This window comes from Mesorhizobium sp. M7A.F.Ca.US.005.03.1.1 (assembly GCF_003997975.1).
GTDB classification, from domain to species: Bacteria; Pseudomonadota; Alphaproteobacteria; order Rhizobiales; family Rhizobiaceae; genus Mesorhizobium; species Mesorhizobium ciceri.
Window position 1 is genome coordinate 50,550 of the sequence record NZ_RZRO01000022.1, and the last position, 20,055, is coordinate 70,604.

Annotated in this window: 17 protein-coding genes and 1 tRNA gene; 11 read left to right on the forward strand and 7 right to left on the reverse strand. The window is 60.9% G+C overall.

Translation table 11 applies throughout. From position 1 onward, the window contains the following. Positions 1-9 precede the first annotated feature (9 nt). Positions 10-795 carry a DUF1499 domain-containing protein gene (locus EN990_RS12430; RefSeq protein ID WP_024503644.1) on the reverse strand — a complete coding sequence of 262 codons (786 nt, stop codon included), beginning with the start codon at positions 793-795 and terminating at the stop codon, positions 10-12. A gap of 80 nt (positions 796-875) precedes the next feature. Continuing rightward, positions 876-2,504 (reverse strand): fatty-acid--CoA ligase, encoded by a 1,629-nt coding sequence (locus EN990_RS12435; protein ID WP_127368585.1) that lies wholly within the window; start codon positions 2,502-2,504, stop codon positions 876-878. A gap of 182 nt (positions 2,505-2,686) precedes the next feature. Between EN990_RS12435 and EN990_RS12440 the strand changes: the two genes are divergently transcribed. Then, positions 2,687-3,043: a hypothetical protein gene (locus EN990_RS12440; RefSeq protein WP_013532740.1), complete on the forward strand. Its 357-nt coding sequence runs from the start codon at positions 2,687-2,689 to the stop codon at positions 3,041-3,043. 147 nt (positions 3,044-3,190) lie between these two features. Then, positions 3,191-3,580 carry a DUF427 domain-containing protein gene (locus tag EN990_RS12445; RefSeq protein ID WP_013532741.1) on the forward strand — a complete coding sequence of 130 codons (390 nt, stop codon included), beginning with the start codon at positions 3,191-3,193 and terminating at the stop codon, positions 3,578-3,580. Between the two features lie 39 nt (positions 3,581-3,619). On the opposite strand, the gene EN990_RS12450 is transcribed toward EN990_RS12445, so the two are convergent. The 3 genes from EN990_RS12450 to ppdK all read right to left on the reverse strand — a co-directional run bounded on the left by EN990_RS12450 (position 3,620) and on the right by ppdK (position 8,428). Continuing rightward, positions 3,620-4,360 (reverse strand): polysaccharide deacetylase family protein, encoded by a 741-nt coding sequence (locus tag EN990_RS12450; RefSeq protein WP_127384811.1) that lies wholly within the window; start codon positions 4,358-4,360, stop codon positions 3,620-3,622. A 167-nt stretch (positions 4,361-4,527) separates the two neighbouring features. Further along, positions 4,528-5,631 carry a glycosyltransferase family 9 protein gene (locus EN990_RS12455; protein WP_127384812.1) on the reverse strand — a complete coding sequence of 368 codons (1,104 nt, stop codon included), beginning with the start codon at positions 5,629-5,631 and terminating at the stop codon, positions 4,528-4,530. Positions 5,632-5,749: 118 nt separating this feature from the next. After that, positions 5,750-8,428: a pyruvate, phosphate dikinase gene (ppdK, locus tag EN990_RS12460; protein ID WP_127384813.1), complete on the reverse strand. Its 2,679-nt coding sequence runs from the start codon at positions 8,426-8,428 to the stop codon at positions 5,750-5,752. 222 nt (positions 8,429-8,650) lie between these two features. Between ppdK and EN990_RS12465 the strand changes: the two genes are divergently transcribed. The 4 genes from EN990_RS12465 (at position 8,651) to EN990_RS12480 (ending at position 12,550) form a co-directional block, all read left to right on the forward strand. After that, positions 8,651-8,995 carry a VOC family protein gene (locus EN990_RS12465; protein WP_013532745.1) on the forward strand — a complete coding sequence of 115 codons (345 nt, stop codon included), beginning with the start codon at positions 8,651-8,653 and terminating at the stop codon, positions 8,993-8,995. Positions 8,996-9,122: 127 nt separating this feature from the next. Then, positions 9,123-9,197, forward strand: a tRNA-Gln gene (locus EN990_RS12470). Positions 9,198-9,418: 221 nt separating this feature from the next. Further along, positions 9,419-11,509 carry a glycosyltransferase family 25 protein gene (locus EN990_RS12475; RefSeq protein WP_063171674.1) on the forward strand — a complete coding sequence of 697 codons (2,091 nt, stop codon included), beginning with the start codon at positions 9,419-9,421 and terminating at the stop codon, positions 11,507-11,509. Positions 11,510-11,677: 168 nt separating this feature from the next. After that, positions 11,678-12,550 (forward strand): phytanoyl-CoA dioxygenase family protein, encoded by an 873-nt coding sequence (locus tag EN990_RS12480; RefSeq protein WP_245321922.1) that lies wholly within the window; start codon positions 11,678-11,680, stop codon positions 12,548-12,550. An 86-nt stretch (positions 12,551-12,636) separates the two neighbouring features. Here EN990_RS12480 and EN990_RS12485 read toward each other — a convergent pair whose 3' ends face one another. Then, complete coding sequence (locus EN990_RS12485; protein WP_013532748.1) at positions 12,637-13,536, reverse strand: LysR family transcriptional regulator; 900 nt, start codon at positions 13,534-13,536, stop codon at positions 12,637-12,639. 128 nt (positions 13,537-13,664) lie between these two features. Here EN990_RS12485 and EN990_RS12490 point away from each other — a divergent pair, with 128 nt between their 5' ends. From EN990_RS12490 to EN990_RS12510, 5 genes are all read left to right on the forward strand, one after another. Next, on the forward strand, positions 13,665-15,302 hold the full coding sequence (locus tag EN990_RS12490; protein ID WP_127369181.1) for an ABC transporter substrate-binding protein: 1,638 nt from the start codon (positions 13,665-13,667) through the stop codon (positions 15,300-15,302). A 761-nt stretch (positions 15,303-16,063) separates the two neighbouring features. Then, entirely contained in the window at positions 16,064-17,266 is a 1,203-nt protein-coding gene (locus EN990_RS12495) for an alpha-2,8-polysialyltransferase family protein (RefSeq protein ID WP_245465026.1), read from the forward strand. A 75-nt stretch (positions 17,267-17,341) separates the two neighbouring features. Continuing rightward, complete coding sequence (locus tag EN990_RS12500; protein ID WP_127369182.1) at positions 17,342-18,223, forward strand: hypothetical protein; 882 nt, start codon at positions 17,342-17,344, stop codon at positions 18,221-18,223. Between the two features lie 92 nt (positions 18,224-18,315). Continuing rightward, on the forward strand, positions 18,316-18,684 hold the full coding sequence (locus tag EN990_RS12505; protein ID WP_013532752.1) for a hypothetical protein: 369 nt from the start codon (positions 18,316-18,318) through the stop codon (positions 18,682-18,684). Positions 18,685-18,864: 180 nt separating this feature from the next. Next, positions 18,865-19,080 (forward strand): hypothetical protein, encoded by a 216-nt coding sequence (locus EN990_RS12510; RefSeq protein ID WP_082826424.1) that lies wholly within the window; start codon positions 18,865-18,867, stop codon positions 19,078-19,080. 263 nt (positions 19,081-19,343) lie between these two features. On the opposite strand, the gene EN990_RS12515 is transcribed toward EN990_RS12510, so the two are convergent. Continuing rightward, the coding region (locus EN990_RS12515; RefSeq protein WP_164766112.1) for an AAA family ATPase at positions 19,344-20,055 on the reverse strand (712 nt) is incomplete at its 5' end.

The window sequence follows — 20,055 nt, forward strand, 5'->3', positions numbered from 1 at the left end:
GCCCGTGCCTCACTCGGCCGGCGCGGCGCCAACCTGACCGGCGACTTCCTGGTCGAGCTCGGCAAGGAAATCGACAATGCGCGCGGCATTGTCGCCAAGGTCGTAGCGACCGTAGCGGGACGCCGACCGCATGTCGACGATGACCGTATCGCCATCGTCCGTCACGCGGATCGCCACATCGGCGGGAAGGCCGATCACGAAGCCCTTGGCGACGGCGGTGATGGTCACCTCGCTTTGCCCGGCGAGATCAGGATAGGGTTCCGATAGATCCCAGTCGCGCCGGTCGAGTACAGTTTCGACGGCATTGACGACAGTCTCGAACGGCAGGTCGTAGCTGCGTGCGCTGACCAGCGGATAGCTATCGGTCTGCAGCCGCTGTTCCCCAGGCGTCGACGGCGCAAGCACGTTCATATCCTTCGTGCGGTCGCTCACGTCGAGCGCCGGCGGTTCGTCGAAATCCGTCGAGATATCCCTGAGCGGCGGATAGATCGTCGCCCAGTAGGCGGCGACGCCGTAGGGTGCGAGCACCAGCAGCGCCAGCAGCGCGCCGACCGTCAGGTCGCGACCGCCGCGGTCGCCGAAATTCCAGAGCCGCGAAAAGGCAAATCCGGCAAACAACAGCGCCATCGCCGCCAGCAGCGCGACAATGCCGAGCACCCACAGAAAGACAGGTGTTTCGACGAGATCGAAGCGATGGCCGACAAAGACCGTCAGCAGCAGCACCAACGAAAAAGCGGCCGTGCGCCGCGACCATCCGGCTGCCCTCGACGTTTGCCGTTCAGGAATACTTGCCATCGATTGCCGTACCACCCCAACCCGAACGGAGACTTAGAACCTTTTTGCGATGCCATGAAGCCGAAACATGCGACATCGCGTCAATCCGTCGGCAGGCGATAATCCTTGAACTGCTGGCGCAAGGTGATCTTCTGGATCTTGCCGGTGGCGGTGTGCGGAATTTCACCGACGAAGGCGACATCGTCCGGCATCCACCATTTGGCCACCTTGCCGTCCATGAAGTCGAGAATATCGGCCTTGCTCGGTTCCTTGCCCGGTTTGCGGACGACGACCAGCAGCGGCCGTTCGCCCCATTTCGAATGGTGGACGCCGATGGCTGCCGCCTCGGCGACATCGGGATGGCCGACAGCCAGGTTCTCGAGGTCGATGGTCGAAATCCATTCGCCGCCGGACTTGATGACGTCCTTGGCGCGATCGGTGATCTGCATATAGCCGCCCGCGTCGATGTGGGCGACGTCGCCGGTATCGAACCAGCCATCCCCGTCGAACTGCTCCACGCCGGCGCCGCCATAATAGGCACGGGCAACGGCCGGCCCACGCACTTTCAGGCGGCCAAATGTCTTGCCGTCCCAGGGTTGCGCATTGTTGTCGTCGTCGGTCACCTTCATTTCGACGCCGAACGGCGGATAGCCCTGTTTCTGCTGGACATCGAGCCGGGCTTCGCCCTCAAGACCAGCATAGTCCGGCTTCAGGGTGCACAGCGTGCCGAGCGGCGACATTTCGGTCATGCCCCAGGCATGGATGACCTGGACATCGTAGTTCTGCTGAAACTTCGTCATGATCGCGCGCGGGCAGGACGAGCCGCCGATGACGACCTTATTGAGATAGGGAAGCTTCTTGCCGGTCTCCTCCAGGTGCTGCAGCAGCATCATCCAGACGGTCGGCACGGCCGCACTGAAGGTCACCTTCTCGGTGTCGAGCAGTTCATAGATCGAGGCGCCGTCCATCTTGCAACCGGGCATGACCAGCTTGGCGCCGATCATCGGCCCGCTCTGGCCAAGGCCCCAGGCATTGGCGTGAAACATCGGCACGACAGGCAGGATCGTGTCGCGCGACGACAACCCCATGGCGTCGGGCATGGCGGCGATCATGGCGTGCAGCACGTTCGAACGGTGGCTGTAGACGACGCCCTTGGGATCGCCCGTGGTCCCGGAGGTGTAACACATGCCTGCGGCGGTGCTTTCGTCGAAGGTCTTCCAGGCGAAGTCGCCATCCGCCTCCTCAAGCCAGTCTTCATAGGCGACCACATTGGGCAACGTCGTCTGCGGCATGTGTGCCTTGTCGGTCAGCACGATCACCTGTTTCAGCGACTTGACGGCGCCGGCGATCTTCTCGAGCAGCGGCACGAAAGTTAGGTCGACGAAGACTGCCTTGTCCTCGGCATGGTTCATGATCCAGACGATCTGCTCGGGAAACAGCCGCGGATTGAGCGTGTGGTAGATGGCGCCGATGCCCATGATGCCGTACCAGGCCTCGATGTGGCGGGCGGTGTTCCAGGCCAGCGTCGCGATGCGGTCGCCCAACCCATAGCCGTCGCGTTCCAGCCGCTGGGCGACCTTCAGGGCGCGACGATGGATGTCGGCGTAGGTGGTGCGCACGATCGGCCCTTCGATCGAGCGTGACACGATCTCGCGCACGCCATGCTGCCGCTCGGCATTGTCGATGAGCTTATGGCAAAGCAGCGGCCATTCCTGCATCAGTCCCAGCATTCGGTCCTCCCTCACGCTTTTGCGTTGTGCTTTTTGTCCCATTGTGGAGCGAACCGACGGATTGTCCAGCCGCCAATACGGCCGAGCACTGCATTGGGAACAACCGCCACAATCCGGCCATCGTCGGCGTTAAGCTTCGTTAACGGGCAAAGGGGTGCGATTGGCGACTGAAAGAGGTTCGCATGGACGCGCAGCTCGACGACAAGGCTCTCGAGAGTACGCTTGCCGAAAGTCTGGCCGATCTGGTGCCGGACACAAAGACTGTTTCCGAAGATGAATTTGTTGAAGTTGTCGGCGGCGCGCTGGAAGCGGTCGGCGGCACGTTGCTGTTCAAGATGTGCGTCCAGAACCAGGGCGAGGACCAGCACGTCGCAGCCGCGTCAGTCGGCGATGGCGGAAACCGCCAGTTCCTGCTGCTCACCTTGCCGACCGGCGGTGGTTCCCTGAAGGTCGAGACCGTATCGAGAAGCAGCAACCCGGTCGCCGGTATTGCTGCCGCCTATGCCGGTCTCATGGACGTGTTCAAGGCCGCTGCCTGACAGCTGACGACAAGTATCGAGGATATTCGGAGGCGCGATCCGGCAGTGCCGGCCTGGGCAGGTGTTTGCGTGTTGCATGGCGACGGCAGGCCTTGAACAATGCGTTTGCGCGACACATCTCAAAGTCGACGCAAGGAGAGCCGCCGCATGGATCAGATCGCCAACCCCGCACCCGGTTTCCAACGCAACCCGGACAAAATCATCACCATCGAGCCCTATGCCGGCACCGTTACCGTGCGCGCCGGAGACGTGGTCATCGCTTCAACAGCGAAGGCCAAGGTGCTGACCGAAGCTCCCTATCCGGCGGCCTTCTACATTCCGTTCGCCGACATCGATTTCGGCAAGCTTGGCCGCACCGACCACTCGACCCATTGCCCCTACAAGGGCGATGCAAGCTATTGGAGCGTGCTGCCTGCCGGCGAGACCGGCCAGAACGCCATGTGGGCCTATGAACGGCCTTTCGACGAGATGGCTGAAATCGGCAACCACGGCGCATTCTACGCCAGCAAGGTCACGATCGAAGCCAAACCGGACTGAGCCAACGCCGAAGGCATCGGGATACGCTCGGCTGGCCACTCACTCCGTGGTGCCGTTATTGCCCATGCCCTCGGCATCGTCGAGCCGCACAAAGGTCAAGCCCTTGGCCTTGAGCGCCAGCAGCCCCTGCACCACGCCTTCGCCGGCCGCATGGGTCGGCTGGTTGATATGCGAGATAATGACGTCGCCGTCCTTGGCCGCCGCGATGCGCCGCGCGGTTTCCTTGGCGCCGAGCAAGGAGCCGCCGTCGCCGTTTATCGAGAATCCCGCGACCTTGAAGCCAAGCTTGCGGATCATGGCGATTGCCGACGGGCTGTATTCGGCGGTTGCGCCACGAAACCATTTCGGCGCCGGCTCGCCGGTCCCGGCAAGAGCGGCGGCCCCCGATTCGACCTCGGCCAGCACCGCATCCGGGCTGCCGGCGCTGCGGATGCCGTAGATTTTCCGCGGCGTGTCGACCGCCGGGATGTGGTGGCCGCCGTGATTTTCCAGTTCGAACAGATCGGGATGCGCCCGCATGATCTCGACGGCGGCGGCGTTTCGCTTCAGCCAGATGCCGGTCACGAAAATGGTGGCGGGGATCTTGTTGTCCACCAGCGCCGAAAGGATCCGGCTGTCGGTCTGTCCGCCGCAGGCATCGAGCGTGAGTGCCACACGGCCGGCGCCGCTCGCCTGCGGCCTGATGTGCAGCGTCGGCTCGACGAGCGGCGCGGCATGGCCGGCGGATGCCATCGCCAACGACATGGCGATCATGCAGAGATTTTTTTGCAGCAGGCGCATCAAACCGATTTCCTGACCCGTCATTTCAAGCAGGCATCCCAAAGACCCGCATGAAGGCGGAAATCAGGATGATGCATAGCAGAAAAGCGCTCCACGCGACAATGTGACCGTTCCTGCGGCGAACGTGTCTTCTACCGCGTCGAGAGTCGTGCATGCGATGCATGATCTCAGATGACGCGTTCCAGCTGCATTTCGGTGCGCGAAAGAACCTCGCGCACCGCCTCGACCACCGGCTTGACCTCCAGGCCCCAGACGCAGCATGCCTTGCTGGGATCCGGCGCGCGGCAAAGGTCCTCTGCCATGCAGGCGCAAGGCATCGGCGGCTGGAGCGAGATGCTGGGCACGCCGACGGGACCCCAGCGCGACGGCTCCGTCAGACCGAACAGCCCGACAACCGGGGTCCCAGTGGCTGCCGCCATGTGCATCGGGCCGCTCTCATTGCCGAGAAACAGCCGGGCCTGTTTCAGCACCGCCAGCAGGCTTTCAAGCGACAGGTCACCGACGAGATTGACGACCGGCGGCGCGGTCCTGGCGACGATGCGTTCGGCGATCTCGCGCTCGTCCGGGCCGCCCACCAGCACGACGTCCAGGCCGGTCTCGCCGGCAATCTCGACGATCGCTGCTGCAAACCGCTCCGGCTGCCAACGTCGCCCCTCGAAGCTTGCACCCGCATGCACGGCGATGAAGGCATTTGGCCGCAGATGGTGCTTATCCAGCAGCGCCAATGCTTTCGCCGTCTCCAACGGCAGCGGCTGAAGGTTCGGAATCACCGTGCGAAGTTCAATGCCGAGCGCTTCGAGCGGCGAGAGGTAGCGGTACAGGAAATGCTGGCCATCAAAGCCGTAGGGCTTGGCAAGGACGTTGGCGGGCTGCCGCTCCAGCATACGCAAGGGTCTTTCGGAGGGATTGTATCCGACACGGGTCTTTGCGTTGACGAGCCCGGTGAGGATGCGCGACGTCTTCGAATCGGTCAGGTCGATGGTCAGGTCGAAGCGGAAGCGGCGCAACGCCCGCACCATGGCGTAGAGCTCCTTCCCGCGCTCCAAGGGCGTGCCGCGCATGCGGTCGCGCCTGAATGCGACCACCTCGGAAGCGATACCATGGGCGATCACGAAGCTCTCGAAGCGGGCCTCGCACAGAAAGACGATGCTGGCGCCGGGGAATTCGAGCCGCAGGTTCTTGGCGAGCGCCGAGGCGAGGACGAGATCTCCTATGAACTTGGTTTGAATGACCAGGATCGAGCGGAGCGGCGCGGGAGAGATCTGCAGCATCTGTTTCCGGGAGCAATTTGCGGATGGCCGCAAATTGGGCAGGAACAATGTCGAGATTACGCGACGCCGCCAGCACGTTCGCGTGAATTGTCTTACAAAACGGTAAGCTGGATGGATCCTATCCGCGGCCTGTTTTCGCAACCAGCACCGCTGCCTGCGCTGCCGCCAGCCTGGCGATCGGCACGCGATAGGGCGAACAGGACACGTAGTCGAGGCCGACCTCTTCGCAAAAGCGGATCGAGGCCGGATCGCCGCCATGTTCGCCGCAAATGCCGAGCTTGATGTCGGGCCGCGTCGCCTTGCCCTTTTGCGCGGCCATGCGCACCAGTTCGCCGACGCCCTCGATGTCGAGCGAGACGAACGGGTCCTGATCGATAATGCCCTTCTGGCGGTAGGTTTCCAGGAACGAGGCCGCATCGTCGCGCGAAATGCCGAAGGTCGTCTGGGTCAGGTCGTTGGTGCCGAAGGAGAAGAATTCGGCTGATTCTGCAATGACATGCGCGCGGATGGCGGCGCGGGGAAGCTCGATCATCGTGCCAGTGAGATAGTCGATCTTGACGCCGGTTTCCTCCATGACGCTCTTGGCAACCGCATCGATGCGCGCCTTGACGTAATCGAGCTCCTTCACCAGGCCGACGAGCGGCACCATGATCTCGGGGACCACCAGGGCGCCGGCCTTCCTGCCGGCCTCCACGGCCGCCTCGAAAATGGCCCGTGCCTGCATCTCGGCGATCTCGGGGTAGGAGACGGCCAGGCGGCAGCCACGATGGCCGAGCATCGGGTTGAACTCGTGCAGCGCCTCGGTGCGCTGCCTGAGCTTGTCGGGCGACACGTTCATGGCGGCGGCGACCTCGGCGATTTCAGCCTCGGTCTTGGGCAGGAATTCGTGCAGCGGCGGATCGAGCAGTCGGATCGTCACCGGCAGGCCGGCCATGATCTCGAACAGTTCGAGGAAATCCGAGCGCTGCATGGGCAGAAGCTTGGCGAGTGCGGCGCGCCGGTCCTTTTCGGTGTCGGCCAGGATCATCTCGCGCATGGCGACGATGCGGTCGCCGTCGAAGAACATGTGCTCCGTGCGGCAAAGCCCGATGCCTTCGGCGCCGAAGGAGCGCGCCATGCGCGCATCGAGCGGTGTTTCGGCATTGGTGCGCACCTTCATGCGCCGCACCGCGTCCGCCCATTCCATGATGGCGGCAAAATCGCCTGACAGTTCAGGCTGCAGCATGGCAACCGCGCCCTTCAGCACCTGGCCGTTGCCGCCATCGATGGTGATGATGTCGCCTTTGCGGAAGGTCTGCCCCATCGAGAGCAGCGTGCCGGCCCTGTAGTCGACGCGCAGCGAGCCGGCACCCGAGACGCAAGGCTTGCCCATGCCGCGCGCCACCACCGCGGCGTGGCTGGTCATGCCGCCGCGCGTGGTCAGGATGCCTTCCGCCGCATGCATGCCGTGGATGTCTTCGGGACTGGTTTCGATGCGCACCAGGATCGCCTTGCGCCCTTGTGTCTTCAAGTCCTCGGCGTCAGCTGAGGAAAAGACGATCTCGCCGGTAGCGGCACCGGGCGAGGCCGGCAGTCCGATGCCGATGACGTCGCGCGCGGCCTTGGGGTCGATGGTGGGATGCAGCAACTGGTCGAGCGAGGCCGGGTCGATACGGGCAACGGCTTCCTCTTTCGTGATCAGCCTGTCCTGCGCCATCTCGACGGCAATTTTCAGCGCCGCCTTGGCGGTGCGCTTGCCGGAGCGGGTCTGCAGCATCCACAATTTGCCGCGCTCGATGGTGAATTCGAGATCCTGCATGTCGCGGTAGTGCTTCTCCAGACTATCGGAGATGGTGACGAAGGACTGGAACGCGTCAGGCATCAGCTTCTGCAGCGACGGCTTGTCCGAGCCTGCTGCGATACGCGCCGCTTCGGTGATGTTCTGCGGCGTGCGGATGCCGGCAACGACGTCCTCGCCCTGCGCGTTCACCAGGAACTCGCCATAGAGCATCTTTTCGCCGGTCGACGGGTTGCGCGTGAAGGCAACGCCGGTGGCCGAGGTTTCGCCCATATTGCCGAACACCATGGCCTGGACGTTGACCGCCGTGCCCCAGCTTTCGGGAATATCGTGCAGGCGGCGATAGGTGATGGCGCGGTTGTTCATCCAGCTCGAGAACACGGCTGATATCGCGCCCCAGAGCTGCTCATGCGGATCCTGCGGAAACGGCCTGCCAAGCTCTTCCTCGACTTTGGCCTTGTAGAGCGCGATGACGCCCTGCCATTCGAGCGCCGTCAGTTCGGTGTCGAGCTCGTGCCCGAGACCGCCCTTCTGGTCCTCCAGGATTTCCTCGAACACTTCGTGGTCGAGACCCATGACGACATCGGAATACATCTGGATGAAGCGGCGGTAGCTGTCATAGGCAAAGCGCGCATCGCCGGAATCGGCGGCCAGCGCCTCGACCGTCTCGTCGTTCAGGCCGAGATTGAGGACGGTGTCCATCATGCCGGGCATCGAGGCGCGAGCGCCGGAACGCACCGACACCAGCAGCAGTTTCGACGGGTCGCCGAACCGACGACCGGTCAGCCGGCCGATGTGATCGAGCGCGACCGCGACATCGTCTTCCAACCCGGCCGGATAAATACGGCCGTTGGCGTAGTAGGCGTTGCAGACCTCCGTGGTGATGGTGAAGCCCGGCGGCACCGGCAGCCCCAGGCTGCACATCTCGGCCAGGTTGGCGCCTTTGCCGCCCAGGAGATTCTTGTCGCTGGCACGGCCCTCCGCCGCACCATCGCCAAAGGTGAAAACCCATTTGGTCATGCATCGCTCTCCGGTTGCAGGAGATTGGAAAGATTGGCGAAACGGAAAGTTCCGCCGGTCCGCCCTTGGAGCGATATGATGCTGCAGTGCGAAAGGCAAGGCGTCGGCAAAGCCGCCCGGCCACTACAATCGATTAAGCAAAGCCGTGCCTCAGGATGCGGCAAAAAGACTTGCTATGCCGGGGATTCTGGAGTAGAACATACAGTGAACAAAGAGATGGCTATGAAACTGTCCGGAAAACTCGACTATCTGGAAATGCCGGCTACGGGCGGGACGCTGGACCGGCTGAAGGCCTTCTACAGTTCCGCCTTTGCCTGGTCGTTCACTGACTATGGGCCGACCTATTCGGCCTTTGCCGAAGGCCTGGACGGGGGTTTTCAGGCCGACGCCGCCGAAGCGCCATCAAAGCCGCTGCCGGTGCTCTACAGCAGGGATCTGGAGGCGACCCTCGAGGCTGTCGAAAACGCCGGCGGCACGGTCGTCAAACCGATCTTCGCGTTCCCTGGCGGCCGCCGTTTCCACTTTGCCGATCCGGCCGGCAACGAGATGGCGGTGTGGTCCGAATAGCCAGCTCGTGCCGTCTGGCGGCGTTGCTTTTGCTGCCCAAACAGGCGTTCTCACCACCATTCATGGGGCATTGTGCTTTTTGGCTGCTCTGCTAATAACGCGCCGCACAAGCGACTCTGACGGCAATTGGGGCGTCGCCAAGTGGTAAGGCATCGGTTTTTGGTACCGACATTCCCAGGTTCGAATCCTGGCGCCCCAGCCATCCCGCTCAGGTCCGTTCCGGACACTTAGGACCGAGAGTACCTTTGCGATCTTCCATGAAGCCGATCGGCTAACAGTTCGATTGTGTCATAAATTCAGATGAGCCAAAGCCATCGCGGCAAATTCAGGTCTTGCACATGATCTGGACAGTGTCGCCTTGAACATCTCCTTCTTTCCATACATAGGTCGGCCGGGTGGGTGGCGGCTCAACATGGAACTTCAATGAACCTTCCTATCTTCGCCATCAACCTCGATCGCGAGACCCAGCGCTGGAGCGAATTGCTCGCAAGCGCCGAAGCGGCAGGCCTGACCTTGCAGCGCATTGCCGCCGTCGACGGCCGTGCGCTTGCCAAAGAGGCCTGGACGGAGATCGATCTGCCAGCCGCACGCAAGCTGAGCGGGCGCGACATCCTTTCCGGCGAATATGCCTGTTACCGCAGCCATATCCAGGCGCTGGAAACGTTCGTGGCCGGTGGCAGCGCCCATGGGCTGATCGTCGAGGACGACGTCCTCTTCAGCGAAAACACCATGCGGCGCATCGAGGCCATCATCGCGGCGGTGCCGGATTTCGACGTCATCAAACTGATCAACCATCGCATCAGCTTCTTCATGCGCGCCGTCGAGACGGCGGAAGGCGACGAGATCGGTCGTGCGCTGCATGGCCCGCAAGGCTCGGCCGCCGCCTATCTGGTGACGCGGGAGGGCGCGCAGGGTCTGTTGTCGGCGCTCGCCGTCATGAAAATGCCATGGGACGTCGCGCTCGAACGCTTTTGGGATACCGGCCTGAAGGTCTATTCCGCCCGCCAAAACGTGCTTGGCTTCGCCGCCAGCAGCGAGATCTCCGGCATAGCCGGTCCCTCGGGAAGCTACAAATCCGCAAGGTTGGGGGGGCCGAGCCGGCTACGTGCCGGGGTGTTGCGGGCCGGTGACGAGCTGCGCCGCCTGCATCACGTCCTGCTGCGGCCCCCTTTGCCGCGAGATACCCTGGACTATGCCAAGGACAACGCGCCGCGCCACACCTTGCTTCTGTTGCTTGCGGCACTCGCCATTCTGGCCATGGTTTCCGCGGTGTGGCGTGAGGCAGACACCTACCGCTATGCGGGCCTGGCGCTGGCCCTGGTCGCGGTCATCCGCTGGTTCAGGGTGGATCTGTGGACCTACAGCAAACCACTGATCGGTTGGGTCGGCTTCCTGTGTCTGGGCTGGTCGCTCTATGTCTTCATACGACTGGCGATCGTCTATTTCGGCACCCACCAGTTGGGTGGCGCCGAAGGCATTTACATGTTTCCGCTGTTCTATGCGACGACCGGATTCGCCTTTCTGCTGTTTGTCAGGCAGCCCGCACGGCTGGTCCTCTGGTTCATGATCCTCAGTCTTGTCTTCCTGGCGGCGGACACCGCCTGTTCGAACATGTTTCAGGATATCCAACCGGCCCCGTGGCTTTTCAACAATCCCATCCACGCGTCGGTGGCGGCCGGTTTCATCTTCCTCTGCACGCTGCAATTCATGGCTTACACGGCCCAGAGAACGGACCTCGGGAAAGCAACCAAGAACCTTTATTGGGCGCTGTCGACAGCCGTCCTGCTGCTTGCCGTCGTCAATATCATCGAGATGCGGTCAAAGGGCGTGTGGCTTGCGCTTGCGCTTGCGCTGCTCCTGTTGACGGTCATGACCCTGGCGAGAGGCCATCGCCGCGAACTGTTGGTTTCGGGTGGCGTGCTGGCGATCGTGGCGGCCGGCATTGTCGCAACACACAACATCTTCTCGTCCACCGCCGGCGACACCATGACCTTCGTCAAAACCCTGGTTCCGGATGTGTTCAGGCATGGCGTCCTTCCCGCATTCGACCGCGCCATCGCGAGCGATGCGGTTCCGCTTGCAGCCAAGGAAAGGCTGATGCTGTGGGCGGATGCGATCGATATCTGGAAACGCCACCCGATCTTCGGAGCCAGTTCCAGCTGGCTGACCGAGTGGGAGAACAGAACCTATCATCCCATGATCTTAAACGTCTTCCACAATGGTTATCTGGAAATTGCCGTGCGCTATGGTCTGGTCGGACTGGCGTTCTTTGCCTTTCTCTACACCTGGTCGGCCAGGCAGGTTCTGCTGGCCATGCGAGCCAAGCTTGTCGCTCCGGCCGCATGGTCCTGCTACATCTCCACACTGGTTTTCTTCGCCCTCAGCATCCTTACCAATTCCAACAACCGGCTGGCCATGGGTGAGGCCTTCATGTGGTTTGCCGCGGCGTTCGGCTTCTATTGTTTTTATGTTCGCCAGCAGAAGAACCTTGTCGCGCCGCGAACCTATTTTTAGGGCCTAACGGCGCAGCACGTATCTGATCAGCCGGTTGCGGCCAATGCACCTTTGAGGCCCCGCTCAATTTCCCGATAATCGGGAAAGTCGATGCCAAAATCCACGGCTTATCGCCGGCAACCCGTTTGTTACGATCGACACAGATCACAGACGGGGGTTGTCACGGATATGCTGACGGACAGGCAGGCACGCGAAGCGGTGGAGCAGTACCGCGAGGAAGGATATGCGGTCGTTCGACAATTCGTCGACGGCGACGAGATGATCCGGCTGAAGAAGGAAACCGATGCGGTCTATGCCGAAGGCCTCAAGCATCACGCCACCTTCCGGCACGGCAACCTGAATTTCCAGATCCTGCCTGAATCGGACTTTGGCCAACGCTATGTGCTGCAGGCTTACTGGTTTTCCTGGATGAATTCCTATTTCGAGCAGTTCCGCCGCAATCCCGACTATCTGAAGCTGCTCGAGGGTCTGATCGGTCGCGACATAAAACAGATCGCCCAACAGCTGCACTGGAAGCCGCCCGGCGCCAATGTCACGGGTTATCGCTTCCACCAGGATCTGCGCTTTCGTAACCAGGCCGCCTTCGACAATGTCGCCGACGCCACCGTGACAACAGGCCTCGCGGTCGATCGGGCGACGCTGGACAATGGCTGCCTTCAGGTCGTGCCCGGCAGCCACAAGCTCGGCTATCTCGGCCTGTCGGACGAGGGAACCGGCGAGCTGATGAAGGGTCTGACCGCCGAAGAAGAGTTGCGCAAGGTCGGCATCGACCCGGCGACCATCGTTCCGCTGGTGCTGGAGCCGGGCGATCTTGCTTTATGGGGGCTGCTCACCGTGCACGGCTCCTCGCCCAACAGGTCACAGCACGACCGCGCCTTTGCACTGTCCAGCTATGTGCGGGCGGATACGACGCAACGTGGCGAATGGGCGTTCAGGGACGGTGTTTCGGTGCCGCTCGGCAAGACGCCGGCATTGTGCAAATACGAAAAGCTCTTCGAGGAGCCGGGACCGATGTACGACACCACCGCCTGGTGGAAATGACGCTGCCGCGTCGGGCGACGGGGGCAGCAGGGGCCTGGCGTTCGCGCCAGGCCCCTGACGGCGTTGGCCGGCAATCCGGCAGCATTTCATGCGGTGAAGTCGGCCGACAGTTCGCGGATCAGGAAATCGACGAACGCGCGCACCTTGGCCGCAATATAGGTGCGGTGCGGATAGAGTGCGTAGATCGGGCTGGAGCCGGGGCGAAACTCATCCAGCTGCACTTCCAGCCGGCCGTCGCTGATCGCAGCATCGACCAGCAGGCTGGGCAGATTGCCGATGCCGAAACCGGCGGTGGTCATCTGGTAGGCGGCCTCGACGCTGTTGGTCGAGATGCGCCCGCCGACAGCCGCATCGAAAGGGCCGTCTGGTCCGATGAAAGGCCATGTGCCAAGCCGCTTGGCGAAATTGCTCAGCACGCAGGAATGGCTTGCCAGCTCATCCGGGTGGACCGGGCGGCCGTTTGTGTCCCAATAATCGGGCGTGGCGCAGACATAGTTGCGAACTTCCCCAAGCCGGCGGGCAATCAAGGCGGAATCGGCCTGACCGCCGAAGCGGATGGCGACATCGTAGCCTTCCTCGACAATGCCGACGACATAACGCGCGGTGAGGTCGAACTCGATCGTGGTGAGCGGGTTCTCTTCGAGGAATTTCGGCACCAGCTTGGTTATGCGCGTGTGGCCCAGAACATTGGAGCAGGAAACCCGGATCAGGCCGCGCGTCTCCTTGTGCAGGCCGCGCGTCGAATCCTGCAGTTCGGAAATGTCGTCGAGCAGGATGCGGGCACGCGGAGCATAGTCGCGGCCCGCCTCTGTGAGGCTGAGGCGCCTTGTGGTGCGATTGATGAGCCGGACGCCGAGGTCGTCTTCCAGTTCCTTGATGGTGCGGCTGACGGCCGTCGTCGACATGTTGAGATCGCGCGCCGCCGCCGACAGGCTGCCCAGCAGGCAGACCCGATCGAACACCCGCATCGCCGTCAGAAGATTCATCTTGCCTTCCCCTCGCCGTCGCGGCCCCGCCGCCATCGGCTGCGTCTTGTAGAAAACAGCGCCCAGCAACGACGCGGCAAGGGCATTCCACCGAATTTGGGCGTAAAATCAACAATGGGAGAACCGATATGACATCCAGACCTCTTCATCCGGCGATCGGCACATTTGCGAAAGGCGCGAAGAGCGGCGCGCTTGGCCGCCGCGAGTTCCTGGCGTTGGCCAGCGCCTTCGGTGCCAGCACGGCGATTGCCTATGGGCTCATCGGTCAACCGGTTCCGGCGCGGGCCGAGGAAGCCGCCCAACCCAGAAAGGGCGGCGTGCTGCGTGTTGCCATGCAGGTGATGGAGCTGGAAGACCCGCGCAAGTTCAAGGTTTCGCAGATGGGCAACATCGCCATGCAGTTTCTCGAACCGCTGGTGCGCTGGAAGCCGGATTTCACCTTCGAGCCGGTGCTGCTGCAGAGCTGGGAGATCAATGCGGACGCCACGGAATATGTGCTCAAGGTGCGCCCAGGGGTGAAGTGGTCGAACGGCGACGATTTCACCGCCACGGATGTCGCATTCAACATCACGCGCTGGTGTGAGAAGGATGCCGCCGGCAACTCGATGGCGGGGCGCATGACCGCCCTGATCGATCCCGACACCAAGGTGGCGCGCACTGGTGCCATCGAGGTTCGCGACGACCACACCGTGGTCCTGAAACTGTCGCAGCCCGACATCACCATTATCCCTGCGATGACCGACTACCCGGCATTGATCGTCCACCGCACGTTCAATCCGAAGGCAGCGCCACTGTCGGCCAACCCCGTTTCCACGGGTCCATTCGAGCTTAAAAAACTCGATGTCGGCGTTGCTGCCTCGGTGCGCAAGCGGCCGGACGGGTCGTGGTGGGGCGGTGAGGTGTTCCTCGACGGCATCGACTGGACCGACTACGGCACCGACTCGGCCGCCACCGTCTCCGCTTTCGAATCCGGTGAGATCGACCTGAACGGCCAGACGCAGTCCTATGACGTCGCCATGCTCGACAGGCTGGGCCTGAAGAAAAGCGAGATCGTCACCGCCGCCACCCTGGTCTCGCGCTGCAACGTCAACGCCAAACCCTATGACGACAAGCGCGTGCGCAACGCCATACAGCTTGCGGTCGATAACGAAGCGGTGCTGCAACTGGGCGCCGACGGCATGGGCATCGTCGCGCAGAACGATCATGTCGGACCGATGCATCCCGAACACGCCGACCTGCCGCCGATCAAACGTGATCCGGCCCGGGCCAGGGCATTGCTCAAGGAAGCCGGCCAGCTCGATTTCGAGTTCGATCTGATCTCGGTCGAAGCCGACTACCGCAAGGAAAGCTCCGATGCCGTCGCCCAGCAGATGCGCGACGCCGGCTTCAAGGTGAAACGCACCGTCATCCCGGAATCGGCGTTCTGGAACGACTGGACGAAGTATCCCTTCGCGACGACCAATTGGAACGCCCGACCGCTCGGCATCCAGACCTATGCGCTTGCCTATCAGACCGGTTCGGCATGGAACGAGACGGGGTTCGCCGATCCAGACTTCGATGCCAAGGTCCACAAGGCCAATTCCATCGCCGATCCGGAGCAGCGCCGTGTGGTAATGAAGGAACTCCAGGTCATGCTGCAGGATTCCGGCATCATCGTTCAGCCTTACTGGCGAAAGCTGTTCTGCCATATGAAACCTTCCTTGATGGGCTACCAAATGCACCAGGCCTATGAGCAGGATTTCACACGGGCCTGGCTCGCCGCCTGATCGCGGACGACCCCTCCGACAGGGCGGCGCATTTTCTGGCGCCGCCCTTAGAGCAGTTCACCGTTTCACGGAAACGGCGAGCTGCTCTAACTCTTTGTTTTGAGGCAATTTTGGCCGGAAAACCGCTTCACACTTTTCCTAGAATTGCTCTGGCCTGCTCACCGGGGACGTTGCGCCGAAGCGTCGGCCTCAAGGGCGTTCGAGGGGCAGTGCGGGCTTTGTATCGGGCATGATGCGCAGATGCGCCCACACATGCCCTGCCTTGTCAGGTCGGCCGGGATTGCAGGCCGCCACACCGGACCGGCTGGCACATCAAGTGTGTGAAACATTCTGGTTTCTGCCTCTGTCATCATCTAGCTCCGGTTCATGGCTGGAGCTTACTTTTGACTGGGGGCAGCGAAACCCGCTTTCCCGGGCAACGACCTTCCCGAGAACCGGGAGAATTCGTGCTCTTGGTGCCGAGAGGGACCCGAAGCAGCAAGACGACCGCATGAGCGGTCTGCCGCACCGGGTGCTATTGCCGGATCTCGACAGGTCTCTGCCGCTCAGTTGAAGTGAATTCGCCTGCCTATTGTGCGGAACTCTAGCCTGTCTTGGACGTTAGACCCGCCATCTGAAAGATATTTCCTACCGACGCGATAGGCAGTATTACGAAGCGGGTGGGACGCCCCGAGCCACACGGCCTGTCGGATATGAAGCAATTTTGCGGTTGAGATCGCGGAACATGCAGCGTTATTTCCATCCGATCTGGAGATCTTAAATTGCCAGCTCGAATATGCTGCGTCTTTGGCAGCTGGCAATTGCTCAGCCTGGTTGCCTCACTTCGCCAATCAACAATGGATGGAAGCTCCCCGGCGGATCAGGAGCATGAGGACTATCTCCTGCTTTATGAAACGGCCGGCGTTTCCGAGCATTTCAAGACCGGTCTTGCTGAACTTGCGTCTAAAGTATGGACCTGGAGACGGATCATATGGGCGTACGACCTTCTGACGTCCGAGCGTAAATATGGGCAACTGCAAATTTTCCGGATCCATCGTCTGATCCGAGACACAATTGGTCTCGACGCGAGTTCCGTAGCTGAAATCTGGGCCTGCTTCGTTAACCGGCCGTCGGAAAAAATACTGCTGGATTCATACCCTGAAGCCAAGATCGTTTTGTATGAGGATGGCTTGACGTCATACCTTCCATTCGAGATGGCAACCATGGCACGGCCGCCGGGCACAAGGTTTCGACGACGCATCACCGCGGTCTTGATTGCAGGACTCTCTACAATTTCACCGGCGTTCCGATTGAGGAAAGCGGCCGACAGGATAGAAAGACACCATCTGAGACGGGTGACGAAGTTTTATTCTTTGCTTCACGAAATCCCCATTCACGATGCACTGGAGAACGTACCAAGATTTCAGGTCGGCGCTTCGCTGATGCGCGACGTAATAGGTGAAGCCTGCAGGGATGCGCTTTCCGGCGGCGATGAACATTGCCGTGCGTCAGCCAACCCACGGATCCTGCTGCTCGGCCAGGCATTGTCGCGAAACCGCATAATGTCGTACGCGCAAGAGGCGGCGATCTATAGACGAATTGCGGAGCAGATCGTCGAGAGGGGATACGACGTCGTCTGGAAGGAACATCCCAGAATAAGCAAGCCCTTTTTCCCCGAATTGCTGGATGCAGTTGGCAATGTGACGGCCGACGCCAACACCAGGATCATGGAAGCTAACCTGCCACACATATATCCGATAGAGCTTTTCGTATCCCGGATGAACATCGTTGGCTGCGTCTCCGGCACGTCAGCTGCCCTTCTTTACCTGAAGTGGCTTTACGGCATCAAAACATACACTTTTGCGGAAACCCTGGTGCCCCTCATGACTGGCGCGGATATTCTAATGAGCGAAATGGTAAAAGCCCATGCGGAGCCCTTTTCAACGCTCCAATCTTTGAACGAGACGCAGAAAGGGATGCGTTGAAAGGCGGTAACCCGAACAGGTTGAACACGATCCTCGCTGTCCAAATTCGGACAAACTCGATCTGGGACACCATCGATGTCAAAGCCGCTTTCAGTCCTTCAACGAGCCACCAAGGCCGACGTTCGATCGGAGCCGTTTCCACACATCATCCTGCGCGACGCCCTTCCCCTCGATCTCTACCAGGAATTGGACGGCACGTTTCCCGCTCCGGAAACGCTCGAAATCGATACACGCCGCAACAACACCAGGTGGGATTATGAGGCCCACCGCGTTCGGTCGAACGAAGCCGTGCCGCAAATATGGCGCGATTTTATCGCCTACCATGTATCGCAAGCATTTTTCGGCGAGGTCGCCGACCTGTTCTACGACGATATTCACAAGCTTTACCCTGATTATTACCCCAATTATGAACGCCTCAAGAATATGAAAGCGGGCATCAGGTTTAGTGACACCTATGCAACGCGCGACATACTGATGGATGCGATGCTCAGCGGGAACACGCCGGTGACCAATGCCGGCTCGGTGCGGACAAGCCACATCGACAATGGCGACAAGCTATTTTCTGGCCTGTTTTATATGAGGCCGGAAGATTATGATGCCGTTGGCGGGGACCTGACAATTAGTCGTTTCCAGTCCAAATACGCCACGCTGAAAGCCAAAGCGACACTCTTCAATGATGCCTATGTCGACGACACCCATTTGGAATGCGTCGAAACAGTTCAATACGACAAGAACATTCTTGTATTGTTCATCAACTCGATTGAATCGGTCCACGGCGTCACAGTCCGCCAACCCACCAACAAATCCCGGCTTTTCGTCAATCTGGTTGGAGAAGTCGAAAAGCCATTCTACATCAAAGGAAAAAAGATACGGCCGCGCTACGTCCCGGCGCATCAAAATCAGGATGAGGCGGAACAGACCTGGCTGAAAAAGCTCAAGCAAAAATTGCGGCTTTAGAAGAACAACGCCGTCGATCCGAGTTTCAGCCTGAACTGCCAATACCGAGCCGGATTCGACTTTCCCGGCGGCTAGGCAAAGATTGGAACAGAATGAGATTTTATCCAGCCGTCGAACGGATCGCCTTTTTCGCCACGCTTGCCGCTGTTCTTGCCCTTGCACTGCTGCCTATACCCCGACTTGAAGAGTACGGGATCGATATCGGTTTCCGTTCCGACAAGCTGAACCACGCCAGCGCCTTTGCCGTCATGACTTTCCTTGGAGGGCTCGGCTGGCCCGATCGAAAAGCAAGACTAATCGTCTTCCTGGCCATGATTGGAGCGGCGATCGAGGTCCTGCAGGGCACGGCGCTGATACGGCGCGATCTGGATGTGTTCGACTGGTTTGCCGATTGCGCCGGCATCGCATGTGGCCTCGTGGCCGTGATCTGTGTGAACTGGATCTTGCGGCGCAGAGGTTGAGCCCGCTCTCAAGCCTTATCTGCACGGCGCCGATAGCCACAGGAGTTCGCCCTCGGCTCCATTGACTCAGCGAAATCGGATTGCAACGATCCGATCCGAGAGTGAGCGATTTTTCTAACTTGGCCGGACAGATATTTTGGGCGCGGCACCCAGGAAGTGCGCCATCAGTATTGAGGGACGATGACGATCAAGATCAGGCTTCCGGGCGGTGTATTGAAGGTCAAGCAACGTTATGAGTTGCGGCGGCGAGAGTACAAGGGCGAAGTCCCGGTCTGGCAGTTTGGCAAATATTTCGTCATCTGGTGGCCCAGTACAATTCCTGATCGCCCCTCCAGGAGCTCGAATACTGATGAGGAACTTGAAATGAATCTTCCATCGTCTGGAGAAAGCACGTAAGCTCTATGCATCATGGCTTTGCGAATCAGATTGCCGGGGGGCACACTGAAGGTGAAGACCTACCGGGAACTGCGTGATCGCGAGCGGGATCACAGGGTGCCTGTGCTGAAACTGGGCTCGCTCTATTTCGTCTGGTCCCCGGCCAAACATCATTCGCACAGGCACAGTCCGCGGCCCTGACATTTTTTGCCGAGCGAGAACCGCTTGCACCCTTTTCCTGAAATTGCTCCGGTGCGGCCCATTCCAGCCAGCGCTGACCTGGGTCAGCTTGCCTCGCGCATGGCCTCGGCCGCCTGCAGGTCGACCGACACCAATTGGCTGACGCCCTGTTCGGCCATGGTGACGCCGAACAGCCGGTTCATGCGCGCCATGGTGATGGGATTGTGGGTGATGATGACGAAGCGCGTCTCGGTGGTGGCGGCCATTTCGTCCATCAGGTTGCAGAAGCGCTCGACATTGTGGTCGTCGAGCGGGGCGTCGACTTCGTCGAGCACGCAGATCGGCGCCGGATTGGTCAGGAACACCGCGAAGATCAGCGACATCGCCGTCAACGCCTGCTCGCCGCCCGACAGCAGCGTCATGGTCTGCGGCTTCTTGCCGGGCGGGCGGGCCAGGATTTCGAGGCCGGCCTCGAGCGGATCGTCGGATTCGATCAGCTGCAATTCCGCCGTGCCGCCGCCGAACAGATGCGAGAACAGCCGCTGGAAATGGCCGTTGACGACATCGAAGGCGGCAAGCAGCCGCTCGCGGCCTTCGCGGTTGAGGCTCTGGATCGCCTGCCTGAGCTTGCGGATCGCCTCGATGATGTCCTCGCGCTCCGACACGATCGCCTCCAGCCGGTCGGAAAGCTCCTTCTGCTCTTCCTCTGCGCGCAGATTGACGGCGCCCAGCCGTTCGCGCTCGATCTTCAGCCGGTCCAGCTGACGCTCGATCTCGGGCATCTCAGGCATCGGGCTGTCAGCCTCCAGACCGGTA

Excerpts from the sequence above, each read along its gene's own strand:
- EN990_RS12445 (WP_013532741.1), top strand. The coding sequence starts at position 3,191 with ATGGATCAGATCGCCAACCCCGCACCCGGTTTCCAACGCAACCCGGAC.
- EN990_RS12485 (WP_013532748.1), bottom strand. The coding sequence starts at position 13,536 with ATGAATCTTCTGACGGCGATGCGGGTGTTCGATCGGGTCTGCCTGCTG.
- EN990_RS12475 (WP_063171674.1), top strand. The coding sequence starts at position 9,419 with ATGAACCTTCCTATCTTCGCCATCAACCTCGATCGCGAGACCCAGCGC.
- ppdK (WP_127384813.1), bottom strand. The coding sequence starts at position 8,428 with ATGACCAAATGGGTTTTCACCTTTGGCGATGGTGCGGCGGAGGGCCGT.
- EN990_RS12455 (WP_127384812.1), bottom strand. The coding sequence starts at position 5,631 with ATGCTGCAGATCTCTCCCGCGCCGCTCCGCTCGATCCTGGTCATTCAA.
- EN990_RS12490 (WP_127369181.1), top strand. The coding sequence starts at position 13,665 with ATGACATCCAGACCTCTTCATCCGGCGATCGGCACATTTGCGAAAGGC.
- EN990_RS12505 (WP_013532752.1), top strand. The coding sequence starts at position 18,316 with ATGAGATTTTATCCAGCCGTCGAACGGATCGCCTTTTTCGCCACGCTT.
- EN990_RS12465 (WP_013532745.1), top strand. The coding sequence starts at position 8,651 with ATGAAACTGTCCGGAAAACTCGACTATCTGGAAATGCCGGCTACGGGC.
- EN990_RS12500 (WP_127369182.1), top strand. The coding sequence starts at position 17,342 with ATGTCAAAGCCGCTTTCAGTCCTTCAACGAGCCACCAAGGCCGACGTT.
- EN990_RS12450 (WP_127384811.1), bottom strand. The coding sequence starts at position 4,360 with ATGCGCCTGCTGCAAAAAAATCTCTGCATGATCGCCATGTCGTTGGCG.
- EN990_RS12510 (WP_082826424.1), top strand. The coding sequence starts at position 18,865 with ATGACGATCAAGATCAGGCTTCCGGGCGGTGTATTGAAGGTCAAGCAA.
- EN990_RS12430 (WP_024503644.1), bottom strand. The coding sequence starts at position 795 with ATGGCAAGTATTCCTGAACGGCAAACGTCGAGGGCAGCCGGATGGTCG.
- EN990_RS12435 (WP_127368585.1), bottom strand. The coding sequence starts at position 2,504 with ATGCTGGGACTGATGCAGGAATGGCCGCTGCTTTGCCATAAGCTCATC.
- EN990_RS12480 (WP_245321922.1), top strand. The coding sequence starts at position 11,678 with ATGCTGACGGACAGGCAGGCACGCGAAGCGGTGGAGCAGTACCGCGAG.
- EN990_RS12440 (WP_013532740.1), top strand. The coding sequence starts at position 2,687 with ATGGACGCGCAGCTCGACGACAAGGCTCTCGAGAGTACGCTTGCCGAA.